This is a genomic window from Streptomyces boetiae, from assembly GCF_031845405.1.
GTDB classification, from domain to species: Bacteria; Actinomycetota; Actinomycetes; order Streptomycetales; family Streptomycetaceae; genus Streptomyces; species Streptomyces boetiae.
Genome location: NZ_JAVREN010000005.1, coordinates 1 through 23,152, shown reverse-complemented (window position 1 = coordinate 23,152; position 23,152 = coordinate 1). Strand labels below are relative to the sequence as shown.

Here is a 23,152-nt window from a genome sequence, read left to right as displayed (position 1 = left end):
CCTGCTCCGCAGGAGCTTCGTTTCCTCCCCCGGCTGAAGCCGGGGGTATCCACGAAGGAAGGCCGCGATGACGACGCACACGACGCGCACGACCGCGCAGACGGAAACGGCCGTGGCCCGGGCCGAGGACGCCCTGCCCCGGCCGTTCAGCAGCGTCCTGGTGGCCAACCGGGGCGAGATCGCCCGCCGCGTCTTCCGCTCCGCCCGCGCCCTGGGCCTGTCCTGCGTGGCCGTCCACTCCGACGCCGACGCGCAGGCCCCCCACGTCGCGGAGGCCGACGCCGCCGTGCCGCTGCCGGGCACCGCGCCCGGCGAGACGTACCTGCGCGGCGAGCGGATCGTGGAGGCGGCGCGGCTGGCCGGGGCCGACGCCGTCCACCCCGGCTACGGCTTCCTCTCGGAGAACGCCGGCTTCGCGCGCGCCGTGCTGGACGCCGGGCTGGCGTGGATCGGGCCGCCGCCGGAGGCCATCGCCGCGATGGGCAGCAAGATCGAGGCCAAGCGGCTGATGGCGCGGGCCGGCGTCCCCGTGCTGGCCGAGACCGACCCGGGCGCGGTCGCCGAGGCCGACCTGCCGGTGCTGATCAAGGCCTCGGCCGGGGGCGGCGGGCGCGGCATGCGGATCGTCACGGACCTGGCCGCCCTGCCGGGCGAGCTGGCCGCCGCCCGCGCCGAGGCGGAGGCCGCCTTCGGGGACCCGGCGGTCTTCTGCGAGCCGTACCTCGCGGCGGGCCGCCACATCGAGGTGCAGGTGCTCGCCGACGCGCACGGCACGGTCTGGGCGGTCGGGGAGCGCGAGTGCTCCATCCAGCGCCGCCACCAGAAGGTGCTGGAGGAGGCGCCGTCCCCGCTGGTGGAACGGCGGCCCGGCATGCGGGAGGAGCTGTTCGAGGCCGCCCGCGAGGCCGCCCGCGCCATCGGCTACCGGGGCGCGGGAACCGTGGAGTTCCTTGCCGACGAGGCCACCGGCCGGTTCTTCTTCCTGGAGATGAACACCCGCCTTCAAGTCGAGCACCCCGTCACCGAGTGCACCACCGGCCTGGACCTGGTCGCCTGGCAGCTTCGGATCGCCCGGGGTGCGGCCCTGCCGCCGCAGCCGCCGCCCTCGCGCGGCCACGCCATCGAGGTGCGGCTGTACGCCGAGGACCCCGGCGCCGGCTGGCGGCCCCAGCCGGGGACGTTCCACCGCGTGCGAGTCCCCGGCGTGGCGGCCGAGTTCGCCGTTCCCGAGGGCGGCGGGCTGCGGCTGGACGCGGGCGTGACGGACGGCAGCGAGGTCACCGTCCACTACGACCCGATGCTGGCCAAGGTCATCGCCTGGGCCCCGGAACGGTCCGAGGCCGCCGCCGCGCTGGCCGCCGCCCTGGCCCGCGCCGAGCTGCACGGCCCGCCCACCAACCGCGACCTGCTGGTCAACGTCCTGCGCCACCCGGCGTTCCTGGTCGGGGACACCGACACCGGCTTCCTGGAACGGTACGCGGCCGACGGCCTGGCCGACCCGCTGGCCTCCCCCGTGGCCGTCCGGCTCTCCGCGCTGGCCGCCGCCCTGGCGGACGCCGCGCACCGGCGCGCGGACGCCCGCGCGCTGGGCACGCTGCCCTCCGGGTGGCGCAACGTCCCCTCCCGGCCGCAGCGCGCGGCCTACCTCGCCCGGGGCGGCGAGGAGGTGGCGGTCGGCTACCGGCTGGACCGCTCCGGCGCCCTGGCCGTGGCCGAGGGCTTCGAGGACCTGGCGGGCCTGGAGCCGGTCGAGGCCGCGCCCGGGCGCGTGGTGCTGGCGGTCGGCGGCGTGCGGCGGGCGTTCTCCGTGGCGCGCTACGGCGAGGGCGGGCGCGAGGTGCACGTCGACTCTCCGCTGGGGCCGGTCGCGCTGACGGCCGTTCCCCGCTTCGCCGGCCCGGCGGAAGCCGCCGCCGCGCCCGGCGCCCTGCTGGCGCCGATGCCGGGCACGGTCACCGCGCTCGCGGAGGGCGTTGCGGCCGGGGTGGCGGTGGCGGCCGGGCAGCCGCTGCTGTGGCTGGAGGCGATGAAGATGCAGCACCGGATCGAGGCCCCGCACGACGGGGTGCTGGCGGAGCTGGCCGTGGGCGTCGGCGAGCGGGTCGAGGTCGGCGCCCTGCTGGGCGTCGTCCGGCCCGGGAAGCCGGACGAGGAGCGGCCGGACGGCGAGCGGCCGGGCGACGACAAGTCGGACAGCGGGAAGTCGGGCAACGAGCAGGAGGAGACGTCGTGAACTTCACCGAGAGCGAGGAGCGGCGGGCGCTGCGGGCGGCCGTCGCCCAACTCGGCGCGCGCTACGGCTTCGGCTACGCGAACGCCAAGGCGCGCGAGCACCAGCCGCTGTCCGAGCTGTGGGAGGAGGCCGGCAAGCTGGGCTACCTCGGCGTCAACCTCCCCGAGGAGTACGGCGGCGGGGGCGCCGGGATCTACGATCTCGCGCTGGTGCAGGAGGAGTTGAGCGCCGCCGGCTGCGGGCTGCTGATGATGGTGGTCTCCCCCGCCATCTGCGGCACGGTCATCGCGAGGTTCGGCACCGAGGAGCAGAGGCGCCGCTGGCTGCCCGGCCTGGCGGACGGCTCCTCGATCATGGCCTTCGGCATCACCGAGCCCGACGCCGGGTCCAATTCCCACCGCATCACCACCACCGCGCGCCGGGACGGCGCCGACTGGCTGCTGACGGGCCGGAAGGTGTTCATCTCCGGCGTGGACCAGGCCAGTCACGTGCTGATCGTGAGCCGCACGGAGGACGCGCGGACGGGGAAGCTGAAGCCCGTGCTGTTCGCCGTGCCCACGGACGCGCCCGGCTTCGAGTACCGGCCCATCGGCATGGACGTCACCATGCCGGACCGGCAGTTCGCGCTCTTCCTCGACGATGTACGGCTGCCCGCCGAGGCGTTGGTCGGCGAGGAGGACGCCGCGCTGGCCCAGCTCTTTGCCGGCCTCAACCCCGAGCGCATCCTCGCCTCCGCCTTCGCCGTGGGCATCGGCCGGTACGCGCTGGACGCCTCCGTCCGGTACGCCAAGGAGCGGCGCGTCTTCCGCGACGCGCCCATCGGCGCGCACCAGGGCGTCGCGCACCCCCTGGCCCAGATCCGGATCGAGCTGGAGCTGGCGCGGCTGATGATGCAGAAGGCCGCCGTGCTCTGCGACGAGGGCGAGGAGATGGGCGCGGCCGAGGCCGCGAACATGGCCAAGTACGCCGCCGCCGAGGCAAGCATCCGGGCCGTGGACCAGGCCGTGCAGACCCACGGCGGCAACGGCCTCGCCTCCGAGTACGGGCTCGGCTCGCTGCTTTCGGCGGCGCGGGTCTCGCGCATCGCGCCCGTCAGCCGCGAGATGATCCTGAACTTCGTGGCACAGTTCTCGCTCGACCTCCCCAAGTCCTACTGACTCCCCAAGTCCTACTGAGGTCGGCTCCCCTCACCACGGAACGCACCCACGGAAAGGCCCGAGGAAGATGGCAGAGCAGGCGGCACAGGAGAAGGCGCAGGAGGCCGAACGCCCGGCGCTGGTCGGGTACGCGGCGGCGCAGGGCGTTGCCACACTGACCCTCGACTCCCCCGCGAACCGCAACGCCCTCTCCCCGCGCCTGATGAGCGAGCTGGCGGAGGGCCTGGCCGCCGCGGCGGCCGACCCCGGCGTGCGGGTCGCGGTCCTCACCCACACGGGCGGGACGTTCTGCGCCGGGGCCGACCTCAGCGGCTCGGACCCGGCCGAGGGGACGGCCCGGCTGCTGGCGCTGCTGCGCCGGATCGTGGAGCTGCCCAAGCCGGTGGTCGCCCGGGTGGACGGGCACGTGCGGGCCGGCGGGCTCGGGCTGCTGGGGGCCTGCGACCTGGCGGTGGCCGGGCCGGGCTCGACCTTCGCGTTCACCGAGGCACGGCTGGGCCTGGCCCCGGCGATCATCTCGCTGACGACGCTGCCCCGGCTCTCCGGGCGGGCCGCCGCCCGGTACTACCTGACCGGGGAGCGCTTCGACGCGGCGACGGCCGAACGCATCGGGCTGATCACCTCGGCGCCCGACGGCCCGGACGGCCTGGACGCCGAACTGGACGCGCTGCTGAACGCGTTCCGCGCCTGCTCCCCGCAGGGCCTGGCCGAGACCAAGGCGCTGACCACCCGGGGCGTGCTGCGGGCGTTCGCGGAGCACGGGGAGGAGATGACGGCGCTGTCGGCGCGGCTGTTCCGCTCGGAGGAGGCGCGGGAGGGGCTGACGGCCTGGCTGGAGCGGCGGCGGCCCCGGTGGGCGGCCGGGCACGCTCCATAATGGAGCCCATGCCCTCGCACGATGCCCCGCCCGCCGGGCCGGCCACCTCCCTCGCGCCGGGCTCCCCCGCGGGAGCCTCCGGGCGCGCCCCGCAGCAGGACCGCAGCCGGGCCACGCGCCAGCGGCTGCTGGACGCCGCCGTGGAGTGCCTGGTCGAGCTGGGGTGGACCGGCAGCACGGTGACGGTGGTCGCCGAGCGGGCCGGGGTCTCGCGCGGCGCGGCGCAGCACCACTTCCCGACCCGGGAGGCTCTGATCACGGCGGCCGTTGAGCACGTGACGCGGGCGCGGGCGGAGGAGATCCGGCGGGAGCTGGACGCGGTGGAGGTGGGCACGCTCGGCACGGAGGCCGTTCTGGGGCTGATCGTGAGCTGGTTCATCGGCGTGCCCTTCCGCGCCGCGCTGGAGCTGTGGGTGGCGGCCTCGGCCGACCCGCGGCTGCGGGAGCTGGTGGTGCCGCTGGAGGCCCGCACGGGCCGGATGGTGCACCAGGCCGCGGTCCGGCTGCTGGGCGTGGACGAATCCGAGCCGGGCGTGCGGGAGATGATCCAGGCCACCTTGGACATGGCGCGGGGCTTCGGCCTGGCGAGCCTGCTGACGGACGACAGCCGGAGGCGGCAGCGGATCATCCGCCAGTGGGCGGGCGTCCTCGACGCGACGCTGCCGCGGCGCACGCGAGCCTGAACGGCGGCGGCGCGGAGAGACGTTGAACGGCCGGTGCCAGGGGGGACGTTGAACGGCCGCCGCAGCCCCGGCCGTTCAACGTCCCGCGCGGGGTCAGTCCACGCCGAGCAGGTCCTCCAGCGGGACGATCGCGAAGTAGGCCAGGAACAGCGCGGCGACGATCCACAGCAGCGGGTGGATGGTCCGGGCGCGGCCCTGGCAGACGCGGATGACGACGTAGCTGACGAGCCCGGCGCCGATGCCGTTGGTCACCGAGTAGGTGAACGGCATGACCACCATCGTCAGGAAGGCCGGGATGGCGATGCCGTAGTCCCGGAAGTCGATCGCGGTGATCTGCGTCAGCATCAGGAAGCCGACGACGACCAGCGCGGCCCCGGCCGCCTCCGAGGGCACCACCGAGACCAGCGGCGTGAACAGCGTGGCCAGCAGGAACAGCACGCCGGTGACCACGCTCGCGATGCCCGTGCGGGCGCCCTCGCCGACGCCCGCGGCCGACTCGATGTAGGTGGTGTTGGAGGAGGTGGAGGCGGCGCCGCCGGCGACCGCGGCCAGGGAGTCCACGAAGAGCACCGGGCCGATGCCGGGCAGGCGGCCCTCCTTGTCGAGCAGGCCGGCCTCGGCGCCGACGCCGACGACCGTGCCCATGGTGTCGAAGAAGTCGGCCAGCAGCAGCGTGAAGACGAACAGCAGCGCGGCCACGGCCCCGACCCGCTCGAAGGAGCCGAGCAGGCTGAACTCGCCCAGCAGCCCGAAGTCCGGCGTGTCCACGATCCGGTCGGGCAGCTCGGGCACGACCAGGCTCCAGCCGCTGGGGTTCACCGAGCCGTCCGCGCCGAAGGTGGGCCCGGGCCCGGCCGTCGCCTCGACCACGACGGCCAGCGCGGTCGTTGCGGCGATGCCCAGCAGGATCGCGCCGGGGACCTTGCGGACCAGCAGCACGGCCAGCAGCAGCACGCCCACGGCGAAGACCAGCACGGGCCAGCCGCTGAGGGTGCCGCCCGAGCCGAGCTGCACGGGCACGGTGGTGCCGGCCGCGTCGGGCATCCGGCGGACGAACCCGGCGTCCACCAGGCCGATGAGGGCGATGAACAGGCCGATCCCGACGCCGATGGCGGTCTTCAGCTGGGCCGGTATGGCGTGGAAGACGGCCGTGCGGAAGCCGGTCACCACCAGGACGGTGATGATCAGCCCCTCCAGCACCACGAGCCCCATGGCGTCGGCCCAGGTCATCTGGGAGGCGAGGCTGGTGGCGACGAAGGCGTTGAGCCCGAGGCCGGTGGCCAGGGCGAAGGGGTAACGGCCGACCACGCCCATCGCGATCGTCATCACCCCGGCGACCAGGGCCGTCACGGCGGCCACGGCGGGGATGCCGAGGACCGCGCCGGTCTCGTCGGGGGCGGTGCCCACGATGAGCGGGTTGAGCACCACGATGTAGGCCATGGTGAAGAACGTGGCGAAGCCGCCGCGGATCTCGCGCGACCAGGTGGAGCCGCGGGCGGTGAGGCTGAAGTACCGGTCGAGGGCGGCCAGGGGGCCGGTGCCGGCGGGGGGCGGGGGCGTCGGGGGTCTGTCGGCCGTCGGGGAGGCGGGCGGGGTCTCAGCGGTCATGGTCTCGGGGCTTTCTCGCGGTCGCTCCGGGACGGAGCGCGGGCGGGCTGGGGAGGGGCGGGGCGCCAGGGAGGAGAGGGCGCCCCGCCCCGGGGCGCTCAGCGGCGCAGCAGGTGGTCGGCGACCCGGGAGCCGACGAGGTAGGCGTTGGTGACGGAGGTGCGGAAGGCGCCCGAGTTGGAGTCCAGGTGCTCGGAGACCGTCTGGCCGGGGTAGGGCTGGTCGAAGTTGCTGGCGGTGCGGAGGTTGAGGTAGCGGTCCAGCAGGCCGAGGCGGTCCAGGACGGTGGCCGTGGCGTTGTCCTCCATCTGCGTCGTGCAGTACGTGCCCTGGCCCTCGGTGCGCAGGTCGGTGATGTACTGCGCGCGCGCCGACTGGCCGGCGCCCGACCAGTAGTTGTCGCCGGTGACGGTGTCGCACACCGCGACGTAGGGCTCCACGCCCTCCTGGCCGGGGTAGTGGCTGCGGACCTCCTGGGAGACCTCGCTGTCGGTCAGCTCCATGTCGCGCGTCAGCCGGTAGGCGAGGTCGACCAGGCGGTCGTTGAGCCGGAAGACGGCGCTCTCGGCCCCCATCTCCTGGTAGCCGTGGGGGATGTCGGGGGCCTCCTCGGTGAGCAGGTGGTGGCCGAGGTCGTAGTCGACGACCCAGCGGGCCCAGGCGGCGAAGCCGAGGGTGCCCTGCGAGGGGGGCGTGCCGGCGATGCCGGCGGAGAGGAAGTAGGCGTCGTCGAAGTCGAAGCGGGAGCTCTGGAGCACGGCCGTCATGGTGGCGGCGGTGTTCGACTTGCCCATGCCGGTGGTCAGGACGCACAGGCCCTGGCGGTTGCAGCGGACGGGACTGTAGGCGCCGGGGACCTCGACGCTCAGGGGGAGGCTCTCGTTCTGGAGCCAGGGCGCGGTCTCCGCCTGGAACATCGTGATGACGAGCACCTCGACGTCGATGGGGCGGTGGCCGGGGGAACGCCCGGCGGAGCCGGCGGCCGTTGAGGCGGGGGCGGTGGCCAGGGCGGCGAGGAGGGCGGCGAGGGCCCCGGCTATGCCGAGGGGCAGCCGCCACCGGCGCAGGATGCCTGACATGGTGTGGTCTCCGTTCGCGACGGGGGGAGGGCACGGAACCGGGGGGACGGGGGCGTGCACTTCAACGCTTTGTTGAACCCTAGCGGCGCGGGTCACGGGGACGTTTCCGCTGCATGAAATTCGAATCTCATGGCTTGCGGAGGTCCAGGGGCGGCGGGCTCGTGCGGGGCCGCCCCGGGCGTGGGGCGCCCAACGGCCCGCCCGCGCCGGGGAGTCGGCGCGGGCGGGCCGTCGGATGTTGCCCCGGCGGGGCCCCGGCGGGCCGCCGCGGAAGGCGTCAGGCCGTCAGCTCCTGGTGGAGCGCGTCGCGCAGCCGGGCCGCGCGCTCGGCGACCTCGGCCGGGCCCAGGGCCATCGCCTTGGTGCACCAGTCGCCGCCGCCCGCCAGGTCGCCCCGGCGGGAGGCGAGCAGCGCCAGGCGCAGCGCGGCGCGGCCGTGCCCGGCCTCGGCGGCGCGCGTCCACCACACCGCGGCCTCCGGCTCACTGCCCTCGCGGGCCAGCAGCAGCCCGAGGTTGAACGCGCCGTTGCGGCTGCCCGCCTCGGCCGCCTCGCGGTACCGGCGCGCGGCCTCCACCACGTCGCCGCGGGAGGCCGCCCGCATGCCGAGGCGGACCTGCGCGCGGCGGTGTCCGCGGTCGGCGGCGCGCTGGTACCACGCGTCCGCCTCCTCGCCGCTGCCGGTGCGCTCGGCGTGCACGGCGAGCCGGAACGCGCCCTCCACGCTGCCGCCCTCGGCCGCCCGGCGCAGGTACGCCACCGCCTGGTCGTGGCCGGCCGCGTCCGGCAGGTCCCGGCCGGTGCCCGTGTCCGGGTCCGCGCCGACATCCCGGCCGGTGCCGGTGTCGGGGCCCGCGTCGGAGCCCCGGCCGGGGCCGACGTCCCGGCCGGTGCCGGTGTCCGGGCCGCGCCGCCCCGCGCGCAGCAGGTCGACGGCCATCTGGAGCGCGGCCTCGGCGTGCCCGGCCTCGGCGGCCTGCTCGTACCAGCGCCGCGCCTGGACCACCTCGCCGCGCCCGGCGTGCAGGATGCCGAGGTTGAACGCCGCGTCCACGCTGCCCGCCTCCGCGGCCTTGGAGAACCACGGCTCGGCGCCCGCCGCGTCGCCGCGCTGCAGCAGCAGCACGGCCAGGGCGTTCGCCGCCTCCCGGTGGCCCGCGTACGCGGCGCGCCGGTACCACTGCTCGGCCTGGGCCGTGCGGCCCTGGCCGGCGCACAGCAGCGCGAGGTTGAACGCGCCGTTGATGTCGCCCGCGTCCAGGGCGGCCCGGTACCAGCGCTCCGCCTCCTGCCGCTGCCCGCGCTCCGCGTAGACCGCGCCCAGGGCGTTGGCCGCCGGGCCGTCACCGTCGCGGGCGGCGCGCAGCCACCAGCGTTCCGCCCCGGAGCGGTCGCCCGCGTCGCGCAGCAGGAAGCCCAGCGCGCTCGCGGCCCGGGCCTCGCCCGCCTCGGCGGCGGCCACGTACCAGCGGCCGGCCTCGGTCACCTCGCCGCGCTCCTCCAGCAGCGCGCCCAGGCGCAGGGCGGCGCGGCGGTGGCCGCGGGCGGCGGCCTGCCGGAACCAGGGCTCGGCGGTGTTCGCGCCGGGCGCGCCGCCCTCGCCCAGGCGGGCGATGGCGCCCTCGGCGATCAGGCAGCCGTACCGGTACGCGGCCTCGCGGTGGCCGCACTCGGCGGCGGCACGGAACCAGCGCTCGGCGCCGGGGGCGCCGCGGTGGTCGAGGAGGTCGGCCAGGGCGTAGGCGCCGGAGGCGTGGCCGGACTCGGCGGCCTGGCGCAGCCAGTACTCGGCGGCGACCTCGTCGCCGCGCTCGCGGTGGTACCGGCCCAGGGCGTGGGCGGCGGGGGCGGAGCCGGCCACGGCCGCGATCCGCCACCACTCGCCGGCCTCCTGGCCGCGGCCCGACTGGTGCAGCAGCACGCCGAGATTGTTGGCGGCCGAACGCTCGCCCTCGGCCGCCGCGGCGCGCAGCAGCGCCTCGGCGCGGTCCATGTCGCCCAGGCGCAGCAGCCGCGCGCCCTCGCGCGCGGCCGTACGGCTGCTCTCGAACCTCGCCTTGTCCCCCATAAGGTCCATAGTCGCACCACCTGAAACCTGCGTACACCTGGTATGCCGCAGCCAGTGAAGTCACTTCAGCGGTTTGTCGACTTCCCGATATGGATACACCCAAACACTGTTCCGCGCAGGGAGTTGTCCAGGATCCGGCCCGTGATTTTCGCCGTAACGGTCATACCAGGTCAGGGGGGGCGTTCCGCAACCGGCGAACATCCGCGCAGGGTTGACGCGCCGTCGCGCAGGGCGACGGGCGAAGGGCCCGCAAGTCACGGGGACTCGCGGGCCCTTCGGGTGCCGGCGCGGGCGGCGGGGGGCAGGGGGTGTCAGGAGGTGGCGTTCTCGCCACCCTCGGCGTCGCCGCCTCCGTCCCCGCCGTCGCCCGGCGGGGGCTGTTCGCCCTGGCCGTCCTGCTCCTCCTGCTCGTTGCGCCCGTCCTCCAGCTCGGCCAGGCGCTCCAGCGCCGCCTCCAGGCGCTCCTGGGCCTCGCCGTAGGCCGTCCAGTCGCCTTCGCCCAGGGCGTTCTGGCCGTCCTGGTAGGCGTCCTGGGCCTCCTGGAGAGCCTCCTGGAGCGTGTCCTCCGACGGGGGCTCCTCCTCGCCCGGCGGTGGGTCCTCGCCCTCCGGTGGATCCTCGCCCTCGTCGCGCTCCTCCGCCCCGAAGACGGCGTTCAGCGCCTCGCCCAGGGTGTTCTCGAAGGCGATCTCCTCGCCGTAGGCGACGAGCACCCGTTGCAGCAGCGGGTAACTCTGCCCGGCGCCGAGCACGTAGACCGGCTCGATGTACAGCAGGCCGCCCTCCAGGGGGACGGTCAGGAGGTTGCCGTAGTCGACCGTGGAGTCACCGCGCTGCCAGATGTTGATCTGGTTGGCCACTTCGGTATCGGAGTTGAATCTCGACTGGACCTGTTGTGGTCCCCATACGGTCGTGGCCGAGGGCAGCGTGAGGATTCTCATCGTGCCGTAGTCCTCACTTCTGGCGTCCGCCTCGACCGCCATGTAGGCGGCCAGCGTGTCGCGGTCCAGTGGCGAGAACGTCGTGGTCAGCGAGAAGACCCGCTCGTCCTGGTCCGGCATCCGCATGCTGAGGTAGTACGGCGGGACGGCCGAGGTGCCCTCCTGGGTCGGGTCGTCCGGCACCTCCCAGCGCTCGGAACCGCTGTAGAACTGGTTCGGGTTGTCCACGTGGTACCGCTGGAGCAGGTCGCGCTGGACGGTGAACAGGTCCTGCGGGTACCGCAGGTGATCCAGCAGCTCCTCGCTGATCCGGTCCCTGTCCTGCACCACGCCGGGGAAGGCCGAACGCCAGGTGTGGAGCACCGGGTCGTTCTCGTCCCACTCGTACAGCTCCACCTCGCCGGTGTAGGCGTCCACGGTGGCCTTCACCGAGTTGCGGATGTAGTTGACCCGGTCCTCCTGGGCGATCACCTCGCCCTGCTCGTCCGTCAGCGAGGTCTCGGTGGCCTCGCCCAGGGTGGTGCGCGCCGAGTACGGGTAGCCGCTGCTCGTCGTGTACGCGTCGACGATCCACAGGATGCGGTCGCCGACCACGGCCGGGTACGGGTCGCCGTCGATGGTCAGCCAGGGGGCGACGGCCTCCACCCGCTCCTTGGGGGTGCGGTTGTACAGGATGCGGGAGCCCTCGCCGATGGCGCCGGAGTACAGGATCTGCGGCTCGCCCATGGTCAGCGCGTACGCGGCCCGGTTGAACCAGTTGTCCAGGTTGACGCCGGAGTTCCCGGAGTAGCTGAACTCGACCTCGCCGTCCTCACCGGCGTAGTCGATCTCCTGCTGCGGGCCGCCCACGATGGAGTACTGGGTGGTGTACTCGCCGAAGTAGATCCGCGGCTCGTAGTCCCCCAGCTCGCCCTCCGGCGGCAGGTTCCGCTCGACGAAGACCGGCTGGCCGTCGGCCCGCACCTCCGTGCCGCTGGCCGCGACCATGCCGAAGCCGTGCGTGTAGCGGAAGTGCTCGTTGATCCAGTTCCGCTCGGGGAGCTCGTTGACGTTCATCTCGCGCAGGCCGACGACGGTGTCCTGCTCGCCGCCGTCCTCGCCCGCCGGGTACCGGTCCACGTCCAGGGCGCTGGGGAACTGGTAGTACCCGCGGACCTGCTGGATCTGCTGGAACGCAGGGGAGACGACGTTCGGGTCGAGCAGGCGGATGGAGGCGGTGGAGCTGACCGCGTCCACCAGCTCCTCCGGCTCCCCGCCGTCGGCCGACCCCTCGTAGTCCTCGATCCGCGCGTCCGCGATGTCGTAGGCGTCCTTGGTCGCGTCCATGTGCCGCTCGATGTACTGCGACTCGCGCGCCTGCTCGTTCGGCCGGACCTGGAACTGCTGCACCAGCGCCGGGTACACCCCGCCGATCAGGACTGCCGAGAGCACCATCAGGCCCAGGCCGATGACGGGCAGCTGCCAGCCGCGCCGCCACAGGGCCGCGAAGAACAGCACCGCGCAGATCGCCGCGATGATGGTGAGGATCGTCTTGGCCGGCAGGTAGGCGTTGGCGTCCACGTAGCGCAGGCCGGTCCAGCCCTCGGTGTGCCGGAAATCGCCGCTCTTGAGGGCGAGTCCGTACCGGTCGAACCAGTACGCCACGGACTTCAGCGCGACGAAGAGGCCGACCAGCACCGACAGGTGGCCGGTGGCCGACTGGGTGATCCGGCTGCCGGGGGTGGTCAGCCGGATGCCGCCGTAGAGGTAGTGCGTGAGGGCGGCGGCGAGCGTGGAGAGCACCACCACCGCGAAGCCGAAGCCGAGCAGGAAGCGGTAGAACGGGTAGTCGAACGCGAAGAACGACACGTCCATGCCGAACTGCGGGTCCTCCACGCCGAAGGACGTGCCGTTCACCCACTGGAGCCAGGTGCGCCACTGGCCGGAGGCCGACCCACCCGCGATGAGGCCGATGAGCAGCGACACGCCCAGCAGCACCCACCGCTTGTACGGCGCGATGCTCATCCGGTACCGGTCGAGGTTCTGCTGCTCCATCGACATCGCGCTCAGCGGCGGCCTCAGACGGTGCGCCAGCCAGACGTTGAAGCCGACCGCGAGGGCCATCACCAGGCCGAAGATGGCGAACATCGTCGCCCGGGTGAGCATCTCGGTGCGGTAGACGCTGGTGTAGCCGACCGAGCGATACCACAGCCAGTCCGTCCAGAAGCCCGCGAACATCGCGAAGAGAATGGCCAGGCCGGCCAGGATCGCCGCGGTGATCAGCAGGGACTTCGCGCCTCTGGACGGGCGTCCGACGCTGAACCTCGGCCCGCCCGGACCCCGTGGACCGCGGGGACCTCTGGGTCCGTTCGGACCATGGGAGCCGCCCGAGCCCCGGTCCGGCATCTGGAAAGCCAACGCGCGCACCTCAACGATTCGCAGGATCTGGAGCCATGCGGGCTGCGAAAGCGGCCCACTCGACTAACTTACTCAAGCTTTACTCGGTTCCCGTTTTCGGGGGGTGAGACGGCACGATAGGCCCATGGACACCATTCCGCCCGCTGAACCCACTGATCCGTCCGGCATTCCCGGCTCCGCCGGCACCGCCTCCTCCCTGACCCGCGCCGTCCTGGAGATCGACGAGTACGCCGCCGGCCTCGGCTGGGACCACCCGGCGCGGCTGTTCGCGCTGGTCGACACCGCGCGGCTGCGCGCCGAGGAGCCGGAGCTGGCCGAGCGGCTCGGCATGGGCGGCGAGGACGGCAACGCCCCCCTGACCCCCGTCGAGCAGGACGAACTGCCGCCGGGCCAGCCGCTGGACGAGTTCCTCGCAACGATCGCCTGGCCCGAGGCCGTCGCGGGCTGCGCCCTGACGATCGAACGCCTCATGCTGCCGCCCGCCGCCGAAACGTCCCTGCCCACGGGCGCTCCCGAGGCCGAGCTGAGCCGCTGGGTCGCGGAGCACCCGGAGCGTCAGGAGGTGCGGATGACCGTGGCCGTGCTGCGGGACGGGCGGCGGGAGTCCGCGATCCGGCTGCGGGAGAAGGACTCCGCGACCGAGGTGCTCACCGGGCCGGACCTGGTGCCCGGCCTGGCCGAGGCGCTGGCCGCCACCTTCGAGGGCTGAACGCCCGGGGCAGGGGGTGAACGCCCGGGGCGCCGCCGGACCGCGGCCGGCGCCCCGCCCTCCCCCGGGACGCGCCCTGGCCGCGCTCAGCGCGTGGGGCACTCGGGGAGGCCGTCGGCCTGCCCGGCCCGTATGCCGCGCAGGGCGGCGAGGGCGTCGTCCAGGGTCTCCACCGGGACCAGCCGGAGGCCGTCGGGGACGTTCGCGGAGGCTGCCACGCAGTTGTCCAGGGGGGTGAGGAAGTACTCGGCGCCGGCGTCGCGGGCCGCGATCGTCTTCATCGACACCCCGCCGATCGGGCCGACCCGCCCCTCGGCGTCGATGGTGCCCGTCCCGGCCACGAAGGCCCCGCCGGTCAGGTCGTCCTCGGTCAGCCGGTCGATCAGCCCCAGCGCGAACATCAGCCCCGCGCTCGGCCCGCCCACGTCGGCCAGCTCGATGTCTATCTCGAACGGGAAGGTGTGGGCCACGCCCGCCTGGATGCCGACGATGGCCCGCCCGTCGTCCTCGGCCTCGCCGGTGGTGACGGTGACCTCCTCGGTCTCCTCCGGCAGCTCCTCGCCCGCGTCCAGCGCCTCCTGCGCCCGGTCGGCCGGGACGACCGTGAACACGGCCTCTTCGCCCGGCTCATGCCGGGTCACCAGCTCCGCGACCTGCTCCGGCGCGGCGACCTCCGTGCCGTCCACGGCGACGATCGCGTCCCCCGCGTCCAGCAGGCCCTCGGCCGGGCCGCCCTCAACGACGGCGCCCACGATCGTCTGCTCGCCCACCTCGTACCCCAGCTCGCGCAGGGCCGCGACCTTCGCGCTCTCCTGGGAGCGCGTGAAGTCCGCGGCGTTGCGCTGCTCGACCTGGTCGGCCGAGACCGCCTCGGGGTAGAGCGTCTCGTACGGCACCACGGCGCGGTCCTCGGCGAACCAGCCGGCCACGGCCTCCAGGAGATTCATCCGGTAGTCCACGCCGGTCACCCGGACGGTGGTCATGTTCAGATGGCCCTCGGAGTCGTACGTACGCTCGCCGCCGATGCTCAGGACCGGCTCGCCGTCGTGCTCCCCCAGGGTGTCCACCGTGGGGCCCGGGGACATCTCCGCGTACGGCACCCGGACGAGGAGGCCGGCGCAGAGCAGGCCCACGAGCAGCAGGGTCGAGGTCAGCAGCGTCGCTGTGCGGCGTGGCATGTCTTGACAGTACGTGACGGCACTGTCAGCCGTCGGCCGGGGCCCGTTCCATGGCCGCCCTGAAGGCCTCGTAGCCGCGCACCCCGGCGGCGTCCCCGACCCCTTTGCCACCCGTGCTGCGACGAGTGGCCCACGCACTCCACACCCCGGCCACCACTGCCCCGGCGACGGGAATCAGCAGCCAAACGAGGACCGCCACGACCAACCTCCCACCTCGGCGACGTACCTCCAACGCTCCGCTGCGGGAACGAGTTACGCAACCGGAGTAGTGCCCGGCATCCGGTAACGATCAGGGCACTTCCGACGCCAGCCGCCGGGCCTCGGGAACGCGCGCTACGCGCAGGCCCCCACCTCCCACCCGTCGCCCGACCACCACCCCTCAACGACTGCGCTACGCGCAGGCCCCCACCTCCCACCCGTCGCCCGACCACCACCCCTCAACGACTGCGCTACGCGCAGGCCCCCACCCATTCATGAGTGCCGTCCGCGAAGGTCTGGTGTTTCCAGATCGGGACCTCGCGCTTGAGGTCGTCGATGAGGCGGCGGGAGGCGGCGAACGCGGCGTCCCGGTGGGCGCAGGCGACCGCGACGACGACCGCCAGGTCGCCGACCGCCAGCTCCCCGACCCGGTGCACCGCGGCCAGCGCCAGCACGGGGAAGTCAGCGGCCACCCGCTCCGCGACGCGCCGCAGCTCGGCCTCCGCGCTGGGGTGCGCGGAGTAGGCCAGGGAGGTGACCGCGGCGCCCGAGGCGTGGCCGTCGTGGTCGCGGACCGTCCCGGCGAACAGCGCCGTGCCCCCGGCCGCCGGGTCACCGACGGCGGCCATCACCTCGGGAACGGACAGCGGGGTCTCGCGCAGCGCCAGCAGCCGGATGGGGTCGTGGTCGGTCATGCCGGACATCCTCTCGCAACCGGGCCCTACCGGCGCCGGGCGCGACGGGCCCGGCGAACCAGCGCGGCGGTGCCGACCAGGGCGACGGTCGCGCCGGCCGCGCCGAGCGTGGTGGCGGCGTCCTTGCGGCCCAGCCTGCGCCCGGCGACCGTGTGCCGCCCGGACACCTCGGTCAGCAGCTCGGCCAGCACCTCCTCGTTGCTCCAGCGCGGACGCCAGCCCGCCTCGTAGAGCTTGCTGCCGCTGACCACCCAGGGGTGCATCGTGTACGCCAGGTCCCCGGCCGGGGAGGGGGTCAGGCCCAGCCGGTGCAGCCGGGCCGCGGCGCCCAGCGCGACGGCGGGCGGCAGCTCCATCCGGCGGATGCCGGAGAGGGCCTCGACCTCCTCCTGCTCCAGCCAGCCGTCGCAGCCGACCGCCAGCTCGCCGTCCACCCGCTCCAGCGCGGCGAACTCCAGCGCGCCGACCAGGTCCTCGACGTGGCAGAACTGCCAGCGGGGGCGCGTTCCCGCCACGACCAGCAGCCGCGGGGACTCGAAGTAGCGGGTGAGCACGGTGTCCACGCCGCCGACCAGCAGGGCCGGGCGCAGCACGGTGACGTTGAGCCCGGGGTGGACCCGCGGGGCGCGGCGGGCCAGGTGCTCGATCTCCAGCAGGTCCCCGAGGCAGGTGGCGTCGGCCGTCGCCCGCAGTTCGGCGTCCTCGGCGAGCGGGACGTCGTTGTCCGCCAGGGCGCCGTAGACCATGGCGGAGGTGCACAGCACGACCCGGCGCACGCCGGCGGCTGCGGCGGCGGTCAGGACGGTCTGCGCGCCGCGGACGTTGTAGGCGGTGCGGGCGGCCGGGTCGGAGCCGAGCTCCAGATCCAGCGCGAGGTGCACCACGACGTCGACGGGGTCGGCCTCCTCGCGCAGCTCGCGGGCCCCGGCGTCGCGGGCGGCGCCCGAGGTGCGCAGGAGGTCCGCGATGGCCGGGTCGCGCACGTCGAGAGTGTGCCACTCGGCGCCCTTGACGTCCCCGACCCGCTCGTCCAGGGCGAGGACACGCTTGACGTCCTCGGCGGCCAGCAGCCGCTCGGTGAGCAGCGCCCCGACCCCGGTGGCGGCTCCGGTGACCGCCACGGTCAGGGGGCCGGCGGGGCCGTTTCGCGCTGCGCGAACGGCTTGGTCCGGGGAACTCACAGGACGTCTCCAGCGGTTGTCTCGGTACGAGGTGCGCAGGCCCATCCTGCCCGAGAGGTGTCTAGGCTGGGGGCACAGACCAGCGATTTTCACGCGCGTTGGTCCCGTCAGAGACAGTAGAGCCGAGGGATTCCCGTGAGTGACTTTCCGTTCGGATTCGGTCTTCCCGACGAGCCGGAGGACGGCGAGTCCCGGAAGAGGGAGGGCGGCGGGTCCGGCCCGGCGGACAATCCGCTGGCGGCGCTGTTCGGCTTTGGGGCGGGCGGCGGGGCGGGCGTTCCCAGCCCACAGGACCTGGGCGCGGCGTTCCAGCAGCTCGGTCAGATGCTCTCCTACGAGGGCGGCCCGGTGAACTGGGAGCTGGCGCGAGGCGTGGCGCGGCAGACGGTGGCGCAGGGCGGTGCGGAGGGCGTGCCGGGCCCGGCGACCAAGGACGTGAGCGTGGGCCGGGCCGAGCGGGAGCAGGTCGAGGAGGCGCTGCGGCTGGCCGACCTGTGGCTGGACGGGGTGACCTCGCTGCCCTCGGGAGCGGCCTCGGCGGTGGCGTGGAGCCGGGCCGAGTGGGTCGAGGCGACGCTGCCGGTGTGGCAGGAGCTGGTGGACCCGGTGGCCGAGCGGGTCGGGGCGGCGATGGGCAACGTCCTGCCCGAGGAGATGCAGGCGATGGCCGGGCCGCTGCTGGGGATGATGCGCTCGATGGGCGGGGCCATGTTCGGCACGCAGATCGGGCAGGCCGTGGGCGTGCTGGCCGGCGAGGTGGTGGGCTCCACGGACGTGGGGCTGCCGCTGGGCCCGGCGGGCAAGGCCGCGCTGCTGCCGCAGAACGTCGCGGCCTTCGGCGAGGGCCTGGGCGTGCCCGAGGGCGACGTGCGGCTGTACCTGGCGCTGCGGGAGGCGGCCCACCAGCGGCTGTTCGCGCACGTGCCGTGGCTGCGTTCGCACCTCTTCGGCGCGGTCGAGGGGTACGCGCGGGGCATCCAGGTGGACACCTCCAAGCTGGAGGACATGGTCGGGCAGCTGGACCCGGCGCGGCCCGAGGAGCTGCAGGAGAAGCTCCAGCAGGGGCTGTTCCAGCCGGAGGACACGCCGGAGCAGAAGGCGGCGCTGGCCCGGCTCGAGACGGCGCTGGCGCTGGTGGAGGGCTGGGTGGACGCGGTGGTGCACGCGGCGGCCGAGCCGCACCTGCCGTCCGCCTCGGCGCTGCGCGAGACGCTGCGGCGGCGCCGGGCGTCGGGCGGGCCGGCGGAGCAGACGTTCGCCACGCTGATCGGCCTGGAGCTGCGGCCCCGGCGGCTGCGGGACGCGGCGCGGCTGTGGGCCTCGCTGACCGGGGCGCGCGGGGCGGACGGCCGGGACGCGCTGTGGGCGCACCCGGACATGCTGCCGACGGCCGAGGACCTGGACGACCCGGACGGGTTCGTGCACCGGGACCAGGTGGACTTCTCGGAGCTGGACCGGATGCTGGGCGACGCGGCGGGCGAGCGCGGGCCGCGCCTGGAGAAGGGCCCCGACGAGACGGACGGCCCGGACGACGCGGAGGGCTCCGGGGGTTCCTCGGGACCGGGCGGCTCTCCGGCGTGAGCGGGCTGCACGCGGACGCCTCCCGGGTGCTGCGGGAGTGGGGCGCGCCGGACGAGGAGCAGGAGGCGCTGCGGCGGGCGTACGCCGGGCACCTGGAGGATCACCCGGACGGGGTGTGGCGCGGCTGCGCGAGCGGGCACATCACGGCCAGCGCGCTGGTGATCGACCCGGCGGCGGGGCGGGTGCTGCTCACCCTGCACGGGAAGCTCGGGCTGTGGCTCCAGACGGGCGGGCACTGCGAGCCGGGGGACGCCACGCTGGCGGGAGCGGCGCTGCGGGAGGCCACCGAGGAGTCCGGAATCGGCGGGCTGCGGCTGCTGCCCGAGCCGGCGCGCCTGGACCGGCACCGCACGCCCTGCGCGGTGCACCTGGACGTGCAGTACGCGGCGCTGGCGCCGGCCGGGGCGCGGGCGGTGATCAGCGAGGAGTCGGCGGACCTGCGGTGGTTCGCCTACGAGGAGGTCGCCGGGGTGGCGGACGCCTCGGTGGTGCGGCTGCTGGAGCGCTCCCGCGCGCTGCTGTAGCGCGGGAGGCGCGCGAGGCCGGGCGCCTGCCCGGCCGGGCGCCGGTCAACGCCCCCAGGCGCCGCCCTGGCCGAGCTGCGGGCCCTGCCCCTGGCGGAACTGCAGGCGTTCCCCGAAGGAGGTCTGCTGCGGCGGCATCAGCTCGCTGGGCTGGACCACGACGTACCCGTCGCCCATGAAGCTCAGCTCCCAGCCCTCGCCCGTGCTGCCGCGGCGGCGCCAGACGCTGTGGCTGCTGGTCTGGGCCTGCATCTGCACCCGCAGCGAGGTCGACCAGGCGACCACCGCGTCCGCGTCCGCGCTGACGTAGGACGTGGGTGTCACCCGCAGGACGAGCGGCTGCCCGGAGGTGGTGATGGCGACCTGGCCCTGGCCGGTGAAGAGGAGGTTGTGCGAGCCGACGCCGGGGATGCCGTACTGGCTCTCCACGGAGACGACGTCCCAGTTCAGGTGGGCGTCCAGCGCCAGCACGTAGGAGCTGTCGACGGTCAGGCCCTCCTGGTCGACGGCCAGCACGTGGACGTTCTGCGCGAGGTTGGCGAACCAGATGGAGCCCTGGCCGTAGGCGCGCATCAGCGGCAGGACCTCGCCGGCCCGCTGCTGGCGGCGGCGCTGCCCGGGCGGCTGGTACTCGCCGTCGAACTCGACCATGCCCTCGAACGCGACCATGCTGCCGGCGCGGGCGATCACGTCCTCGCCGCGGGTGAGGGCCACGCGCAGCATGTGGGCGTTCTGGAGGGCGAAGCGGTCCTGGGACTGGGTGACGGTGTTGCTGAAGATCGGGCTGTGCACGGTGGGGCTCCCCCGGTCGAGGCGTCGGGCGCGCCCGCCGGGCGCGCGCGGGTGGTGACTACTGCTGCTGCTGGAGCCGGTCGGTGCTGTCCTCGCTGGGCTGCACGATGACGAACCCCTGGCCGGAGAACGCCAGCTGGAACGCCTCGCCGCTGCCGCGGCCGATCAGCGAGGACGCCTTGAAGCTGCGCTTGGGCGTCATCCTCAGCCCAGTGGACCAGGCGACGAGGGCGTCGGGGTCGACGTAGGTCTCCCCGGCCTGGCCGCAGTCCACCACGACGGGCGTGCCGCGGCTGGTGACGGCGACCCAGCCGGTGCCGGTGATGCCGAGGTTGAAGAAGCCCTGCCCGGCGAACTTGGCGATGCCCTTGACCCGCTGAACGCCCCACTCCAGGTGTGCGTCGAAGGCCAGGACGTTGCTGGCGTTGACCGAGAGGTTGTCCCCCTGGAGGGGGAGGCAGACGACGTCGGCGCCGTAGTCCGCGAGGTAGAGCTGGCCGTCGCCGTGGCACTTCATCAGCGGGACGCTCTCGCCGGTGATCCGGCCGGCGAACATCTGCTTGAGGGCGGCGGGGTTGGACTCGTACTGGATGAAGCCCTCGTAGGCCACCATCGAGCCGGTCCTGGCCAGGACGTCCTGGCCCGCGGTGAGGGAGATCCTCGCCATCGTGGGGCCGTGGTTCTCCATCCGGGCGGCGGGGGCGCCGGGCGCGTAACCCGCGATCATGCGCTGGTCCATCACGGGCTCCGGTCAGATCTCGTAGGGCTGGACGATGGCGAAGTTCCCCGGGGCGCCGCGGAACTGGAGCTGGGTGGACTCGCCGGTGTGGCCGGGGTACGCGTGCCGGCGCAGGCGGACCTGGTTGGCGACGAGCACCTGGGCGCCCGCGGACCAGGCCACGACGGCGTTGGCGTCGGAGTAGGTCATCGGCGTGACCGGGAGGACCAGCGGCTCGCCGTGCGTCTTGACCACGACGGTGCCCTGGCCCTGGAACTGCAGCGCGAACAGCGAGCCCCCGGGCAGGCCGTGGCCGTCGATGCGGCGCACGTCGAAGTCGAGGGACTCGTCGAACGCCAGGACGTGCTGGGAGGCGACGCACAGGGCGTCGCCCTGCAGCTCGATGGGGTGCAGGTGCGTGGCGTCCTCGGCGAGGTAGACCTGGCCGGGGCCGCTGCACCGCATGAGGCTGGGGAAGCCCTGGCCGGTGGCCCAGGTGGTGGCGCGGCGCTTGAGGCCGCCGCCCTTGTACCCGAACTCGACCTGGCCCTGGTAGAGCACCATGCTGCCCTGGAGGGCGAGGGCCGCCTGCTGGTTGCCCGCGGTGAGGTCGACGCGGATGAGGCGGGGGTTCTGCAGGGCCCAGCGCTGGCCGGGGGCGGGGGCGGCGCGGTACTTGTCCAGCAGGCCGCCGAGGCCGCCGGCGGGGGGCGCGGCGGGAACGGCGGGCGCCGTGGGCACACCCGGCTGGGGGGCGCCGGGCGGCGGGAAGCCCTGCCCGGGAGCCGGCGGGGGGTAGCCGGCGCCGGGGGGCGGCGCGCCGTACCCGCCGGGGGGTCCCGGCTGTGGGGGAACGGGCGCGTGCGGGGCGGCGGGGGCCGGATACCCGCCGGGGCCGGGGGGCGCGGGGGGCGGCACGAAGCCGCCGCCGGGCGGAGGTGCGGGGGCCGCGGGCGCCGGGGCCGGGGGCGGCACGGGGGCCGCCGGCGCGGGCGCGGGCGCCGGGGGCGCGAAGGCGGCGGGCGCGGGAGCAGGGGCCGGCGCGGGGGCCGCGGCGGCCCCGGGCGGGGCGGCGAATCCGGGCGGGCCCGCGGGGGCGGCGCCCGGGGGCGGGGCGAAGCCGGGTGCGGCGGCGGGCGGCGCGGCCTGCGGCTCGGGCTCCTCGTCGGCGACCTCGCCGCCGAAGTGCCGCAGCAGCGCGGCGAGCCCGCCGTCGAAGCCCTGGCCGACGGCCGCGAACCGCCAGCCGTCCTTGCGGTAGAAGTCCCCGAGCATCACGGCGCGCTCGGTGGTGAACTCGCTGCCGTCGAAGGCGTACCGGACGATCTCCTCGCCGCCGGCCACGATCCGCAGATATCCCGGGGCGACCTGCGACATCGTGCCGTCGCCGTCCAGGGTCGCGGTGAACGCCAGCCGGTGGATCGCGTCGGGGACCCGGTCGAGGGTGACCCGGAAGGACTCGGTGTCCCCGGCCTGCGCCCCGAGCAGTTGCAGGGACTCCTCGGGCGACTTCGGCTGGTTGTAGAAGACGAAGTACCGGTCGTCGGAGAGGCGCTCGGCCGCGTCAAGTCCGAAGCAGCTGATGTCGAAGGTGAGCCCGGGCCCGCCGATCTGCACGCCGACGTACAGATCCGTGCCCAGCGTGAGATCGGTGAGCCTGGCCTTCTGGCCGCGCTTGAAGTGCGTCACCATACGTAACGACCGTCCCCCATCCGATACGACAAACTTCCGGCGGGGGCCAGACTAGCCCGTCTCGCGGACAGTGACGGCGGGTTGGGGCGGGTTGGGCCGGGTCCGCCTCGGGACGGGGGCGGATCGGGGCTTCGCGGAGGCCGGATCGGGGCGGCCCTCGCCCGGCGCGCGGCTCAGTCGCGCCGCAGCCAGGGCAGGTAGGGGAGGCGCTCGGCGGCCACCACGCCCTCCAGGAAGCCGCGGGCGCGCTCGGTGCGCGGGTAGGCGTCGAGCAGGCGCCAGAAGGCGGGGCCGTGTCCGGGCACCAGCAGGTGCGCCAGCTCGTGCAACAGCACGTAGTCGATCACGTACTCGGGCATGCCCTGGAGGCGGTGGGAGAGGCGGATGCTGCCGAGTGCGGGCGTGCAGGAGCCCCAGCGGGCGTTCTGATTGGTCACCCAGCGCACGCTGTCGGGGCGCGCGCGGCCCTGGAGGTAGCGCCGGGACAGCTCGGCGGCGCGGTCCTCCAGCTGGTCCTCGCCGAGGATGCGGCGGTCCTCCTGGGCGGCCAGCTTGTCCAGCATCACGGTGACCCAGCGGGACTCCTCGTCCGCGGTCATACGGGCCGGGATGAGCACGATCGTCCGGTCTCCCTCGCGGTAGGCCGAGACGGTCCTGCGGCGTCGGGCGCTGCGGCGCACCTCCACCCGCCCGTACTGCTCCGCGTCCACCACCGCCCGGCCCGCCGGGGTGATGCGCTGCGGCGGGCCGGCGCTGTTCAGCGGATCGGCGGGCACATCTTGACGTTACCCGGTGTGAGCCGGATATGTCCCGCGTGCGGAGGAGGCCGGCGCGACCGGGG

19 protein-coding genes are annotated in these 23,152 nt (G+C 74.6%); 7 read left to right on the top strand and 12 right to left on the bottom strand.

What is annotated here, in order from left to right; genetic code table 11:
* Positions 1-67: 67 nt before the first annotated feature.
* The 4 genes from RM780_RS04800 to RM780_RS04785 all read left to right on the top strand — a co-directional run bounded on the left by RM780_RS04800 (position 68) and on the right by RM780_RS04785 (position 4,950).
* The gene (locus tag RM780_RS04800; protein ID WP_311629210.1) at positions 68-2,233 is read left to right on the top strand and encodes an ATP-binding protein; all 2,166 of its coding nucleotides are present in this window, start codon (positions 68-70) and stop codon (positions 2,231-2,233) included.
* Positions 2,230-3,390 carry an acyl-CoA dehydrogenase family protein gene (locus RM780_RS04795; protein WP_311629209.1) on the top strand — a complete coding sequence of 387 codons (1,161 nt, stop codon included), beginning with the start codon at positions 2,230-2,232 and terminating at the stop codon, positions 3,388-3,390. Before RM780_RS04800 ends, RM780_RS04795 begins: the two co-directional genes overlap by 4 nt.
* 67 nt (positions 3,391-3,457) lie before the next feature.
* The gene (locus tag RM780_RS04790; RefSeq protein WP_311629208.1) at positions 3,458-4,267 is read left to right on the top strand and encodes an enoyl-CoA hydratase family protein; all 810 of its coding nucleotides are present in this window, start codon (positions 3,458-3,460) and stop codon (positions 4,265-4,267) included.
* 8 nt (positions 4,268-4,275) lie between these two features.
* Entirely contained in the window at positions 4,276-4,950 is a 675-nt protein-coding gene (locus tag RM780_RS04785) for a TetR/AcrR family transcriptional regulator (protein ID WP_311629207.1), read from the top strand.
* A gap of 93 nt (positions 4,951-5,043) precedes the next feature.
* On the opposite strand, the gene RM780_RS04780 is transcribed toward RM780_RS04785, so the two are convergent.
* From RM780_RS04780 to RM780_RS04765, 4 genes are all read right to left on the bottom strand, one after another.
* A complete protein-coding gene (locus RM780_RS04780) occupies positions 5,044-6,558 on the bottom strand; it encodes an NCS2 family permease (protein ID WP_311629206.1) in 1,515 nt (504 codons plus the stop codon).
* A gap of 98 nt (positions 6,559-6,656) precedes the next feature.
* Positions 6,657-7,637 carry a purine-nucleoside phosphorylase gene (locus RM780_RS04775; RefSeq protein WP_311629205.1) on the bottom strand — a complete coding sequence of 327 codons (981 nt, stop codon included), beginning with the start codon at positions 7,635-7,637 and terminating at the stop codon, positions 6,657-6,659.
* Positions 7,638-7,914: 277 nt separating this feature from the next.
* Positions 7,915-9,705: a tetratricopeptide repeat protein gene (locus RM780_RS04770; RefSeq protein ID WP_311629363.1), complete on the bottom strand. Its 1,791-nt coding sequence runs from the start codon at positions 9,703-9,705 to the stop codon at positions 7,915-7,917.
* A gap of 311 nt (positions 9,706-10,016) precedes the next feature.
* Positions 10,017-13,031: a UPF0182 family membrane protein gene (locus tag RM780_RS04765; RefSeq protein ID WP_394812888.1), complete on the bottom strand. Its 3,015-nt coding sequence runs from the start codon at positions 13,029-13,031 to the stop codon at positions 10,017-10,019.
* Positions 13,032-13,167: 136 nt separating this feature from the next.
* Here RM780_RS04765 and RM780_RS04760 point away from each other — a divergent pair, with 136 nt between their 5' ends.
* Complete coding sequence (locus RM780_RS04760; RefSeq protein ID WP_311629203.1) at positions 13,168-13,752, top strand: PPA1309 family protein; 585 nt, start codon at positions 13,168-13,170, stop codon at positions 13,750-13,752.
* 86 nt (positions 13,753-13,838) lie between these two features.
* Here the strand turns inward: RM780_RS04760 and RM780_RS04755 are convergent, their stop codons facing one another.
* The 4 genes from RM780_RS04755 to RM780_RS04740 all read right to left on the bottom strand — a co-directional run bounded on the left by RM780_RS04755 (position 13,839) and on the right by RM780_RS04740 (position 17,004).
* Positions 13,839-14,930: a YlbL family protein gene (locus RM780_RS04755; protein WP_311629202.1), complete on the bottom strand. Its 1,092-nt coding sequence runs from the start codon at positions 14,928-14,930 to the stop codon at positions 13,839-13,841.
* A gap of 25 nt (positions 14,931-14,955) precedes the next feature.
* A complete protein-coding gene (locus tag RM780_RS04750) occupies positions 14,956-15,129 on the bottom strand; it encodes a hypothetical protein (RefSeq protein ID WP_311629201.1) in 174 nt (57 codons plus the stop codon).
* Between the two features lie 250 nt (positions 15,130-15,379).
* On the bottom strand, positions 15,380-15,823 hold the full coding sequence (locus tag RM780_RS04745) for a molybdenum cofactor biosynthesis protein MoaE (protein ID WP_311629200.1): 444 nt from the start codon (positions 15,821-15,823) through the stop codon (positions 15,380-15,382).
* Positions 15,824-15,849: 26 nt separating this feature from the next.
* Positions 15,850-17,004, bottom strand: coding sequence for an NAD-dependent epimerase/dehydratase family protein (locus tag RM780_RS04740; RefSeq protein ID WP_311629199.1), 1,155 nt, complete (start codon positions 17,002-17,004; stop codon positions 15,850-15,852).
* A 135-nt stretch (positions 17,005-17,139) separates the two neighbouring features.
* Between RM780_RS04740 and RM780_RS04735 the strand changes: the two genes are divergently transcribed.
* Both RM780_RS04735 and RM780_RS04730 read left to right on the top strand, forming a co-directional pair.
* Positions 17,140-18,585, top strand: coding sequence for a zinc-dependent metalloprotease (locus tag RM780_RS04735; protein WP_311629198.1), 1,446 nt, complete (start codon positions 17,140-17,142; stop codon positions 18,583-18,585).
* Positions 18,582-19,109: an NUDIX hydrolase gene (locus tag RM780_RS04730; protein ID WP_311629197.1), complete on the top strand. Its 528-nt coding sequence runs from the start codon at positions 18,582-18,584 to the stop codon at positions 19,107-19,109. Before RM780_RS04735 ends, RM780_RS04730 begins: the two co-directional genes overlap by 4 nt.
* A gap of 45 nt (positions 19,110-19,154) precedes the next feature.
* Here the strand turns inward: RM780_RS04730 and RM780_RS04725 are convergent, their stop codons facing one another.
* The 4 genes from RM780_RS04725 to RM780_RS04710 all read right to left on the bottom strand — a co-directional run bounded on the left by RM780_RS04725 (position 19,155) and on the right by RM780_RS04710 (position 23,087).
* Positions 19,155-19,901 (bottom strand): AIM24 family protein, encoded by a 747-nt coding sequence (locus RM780_RS04725; protein ID WP_311629196.1) that lies wholly within the window; start codon positions 19,899-19,901, stop codon positions 19,155-19,157.
* 58 nt (positions 19,902-19,959) lie between these two features.
* Positions 19,960-20,640, bottom strand: coding sequence for an AIM24 family protein (locus tag RM780_RS04720; protein WP_311629195.1), 681 nt, complete (start codon positions 20,638-20,640; stop codon positions 19,960-19,962).
* A gap of 12 nt (positions 20,641-20,652) precedes the next feature.
* Entirely contained in the window at positions 20,653-22,311 is a 1,659-nt protein-coding gene (locus RM780_RS04715) for a TerD family protein (RefSeq protein ID WP_311629194.1), read from the bottom strand.
* Between the two features lie 173 nt (positions 22,312-22,484).
* Positions 22,485-23,087, bottom strand: a complete 603-nt coding sequence (locus RM780_RS04710) for a M48 metallopeptidase family protein (RefSeq protein ID WP_311629193.1) — start codon at positions 23,085-23,087, stop codon at positions 22,485-22,487.
* Positions 23,088-23,152 lie beyond the last annotated feature (65 nt).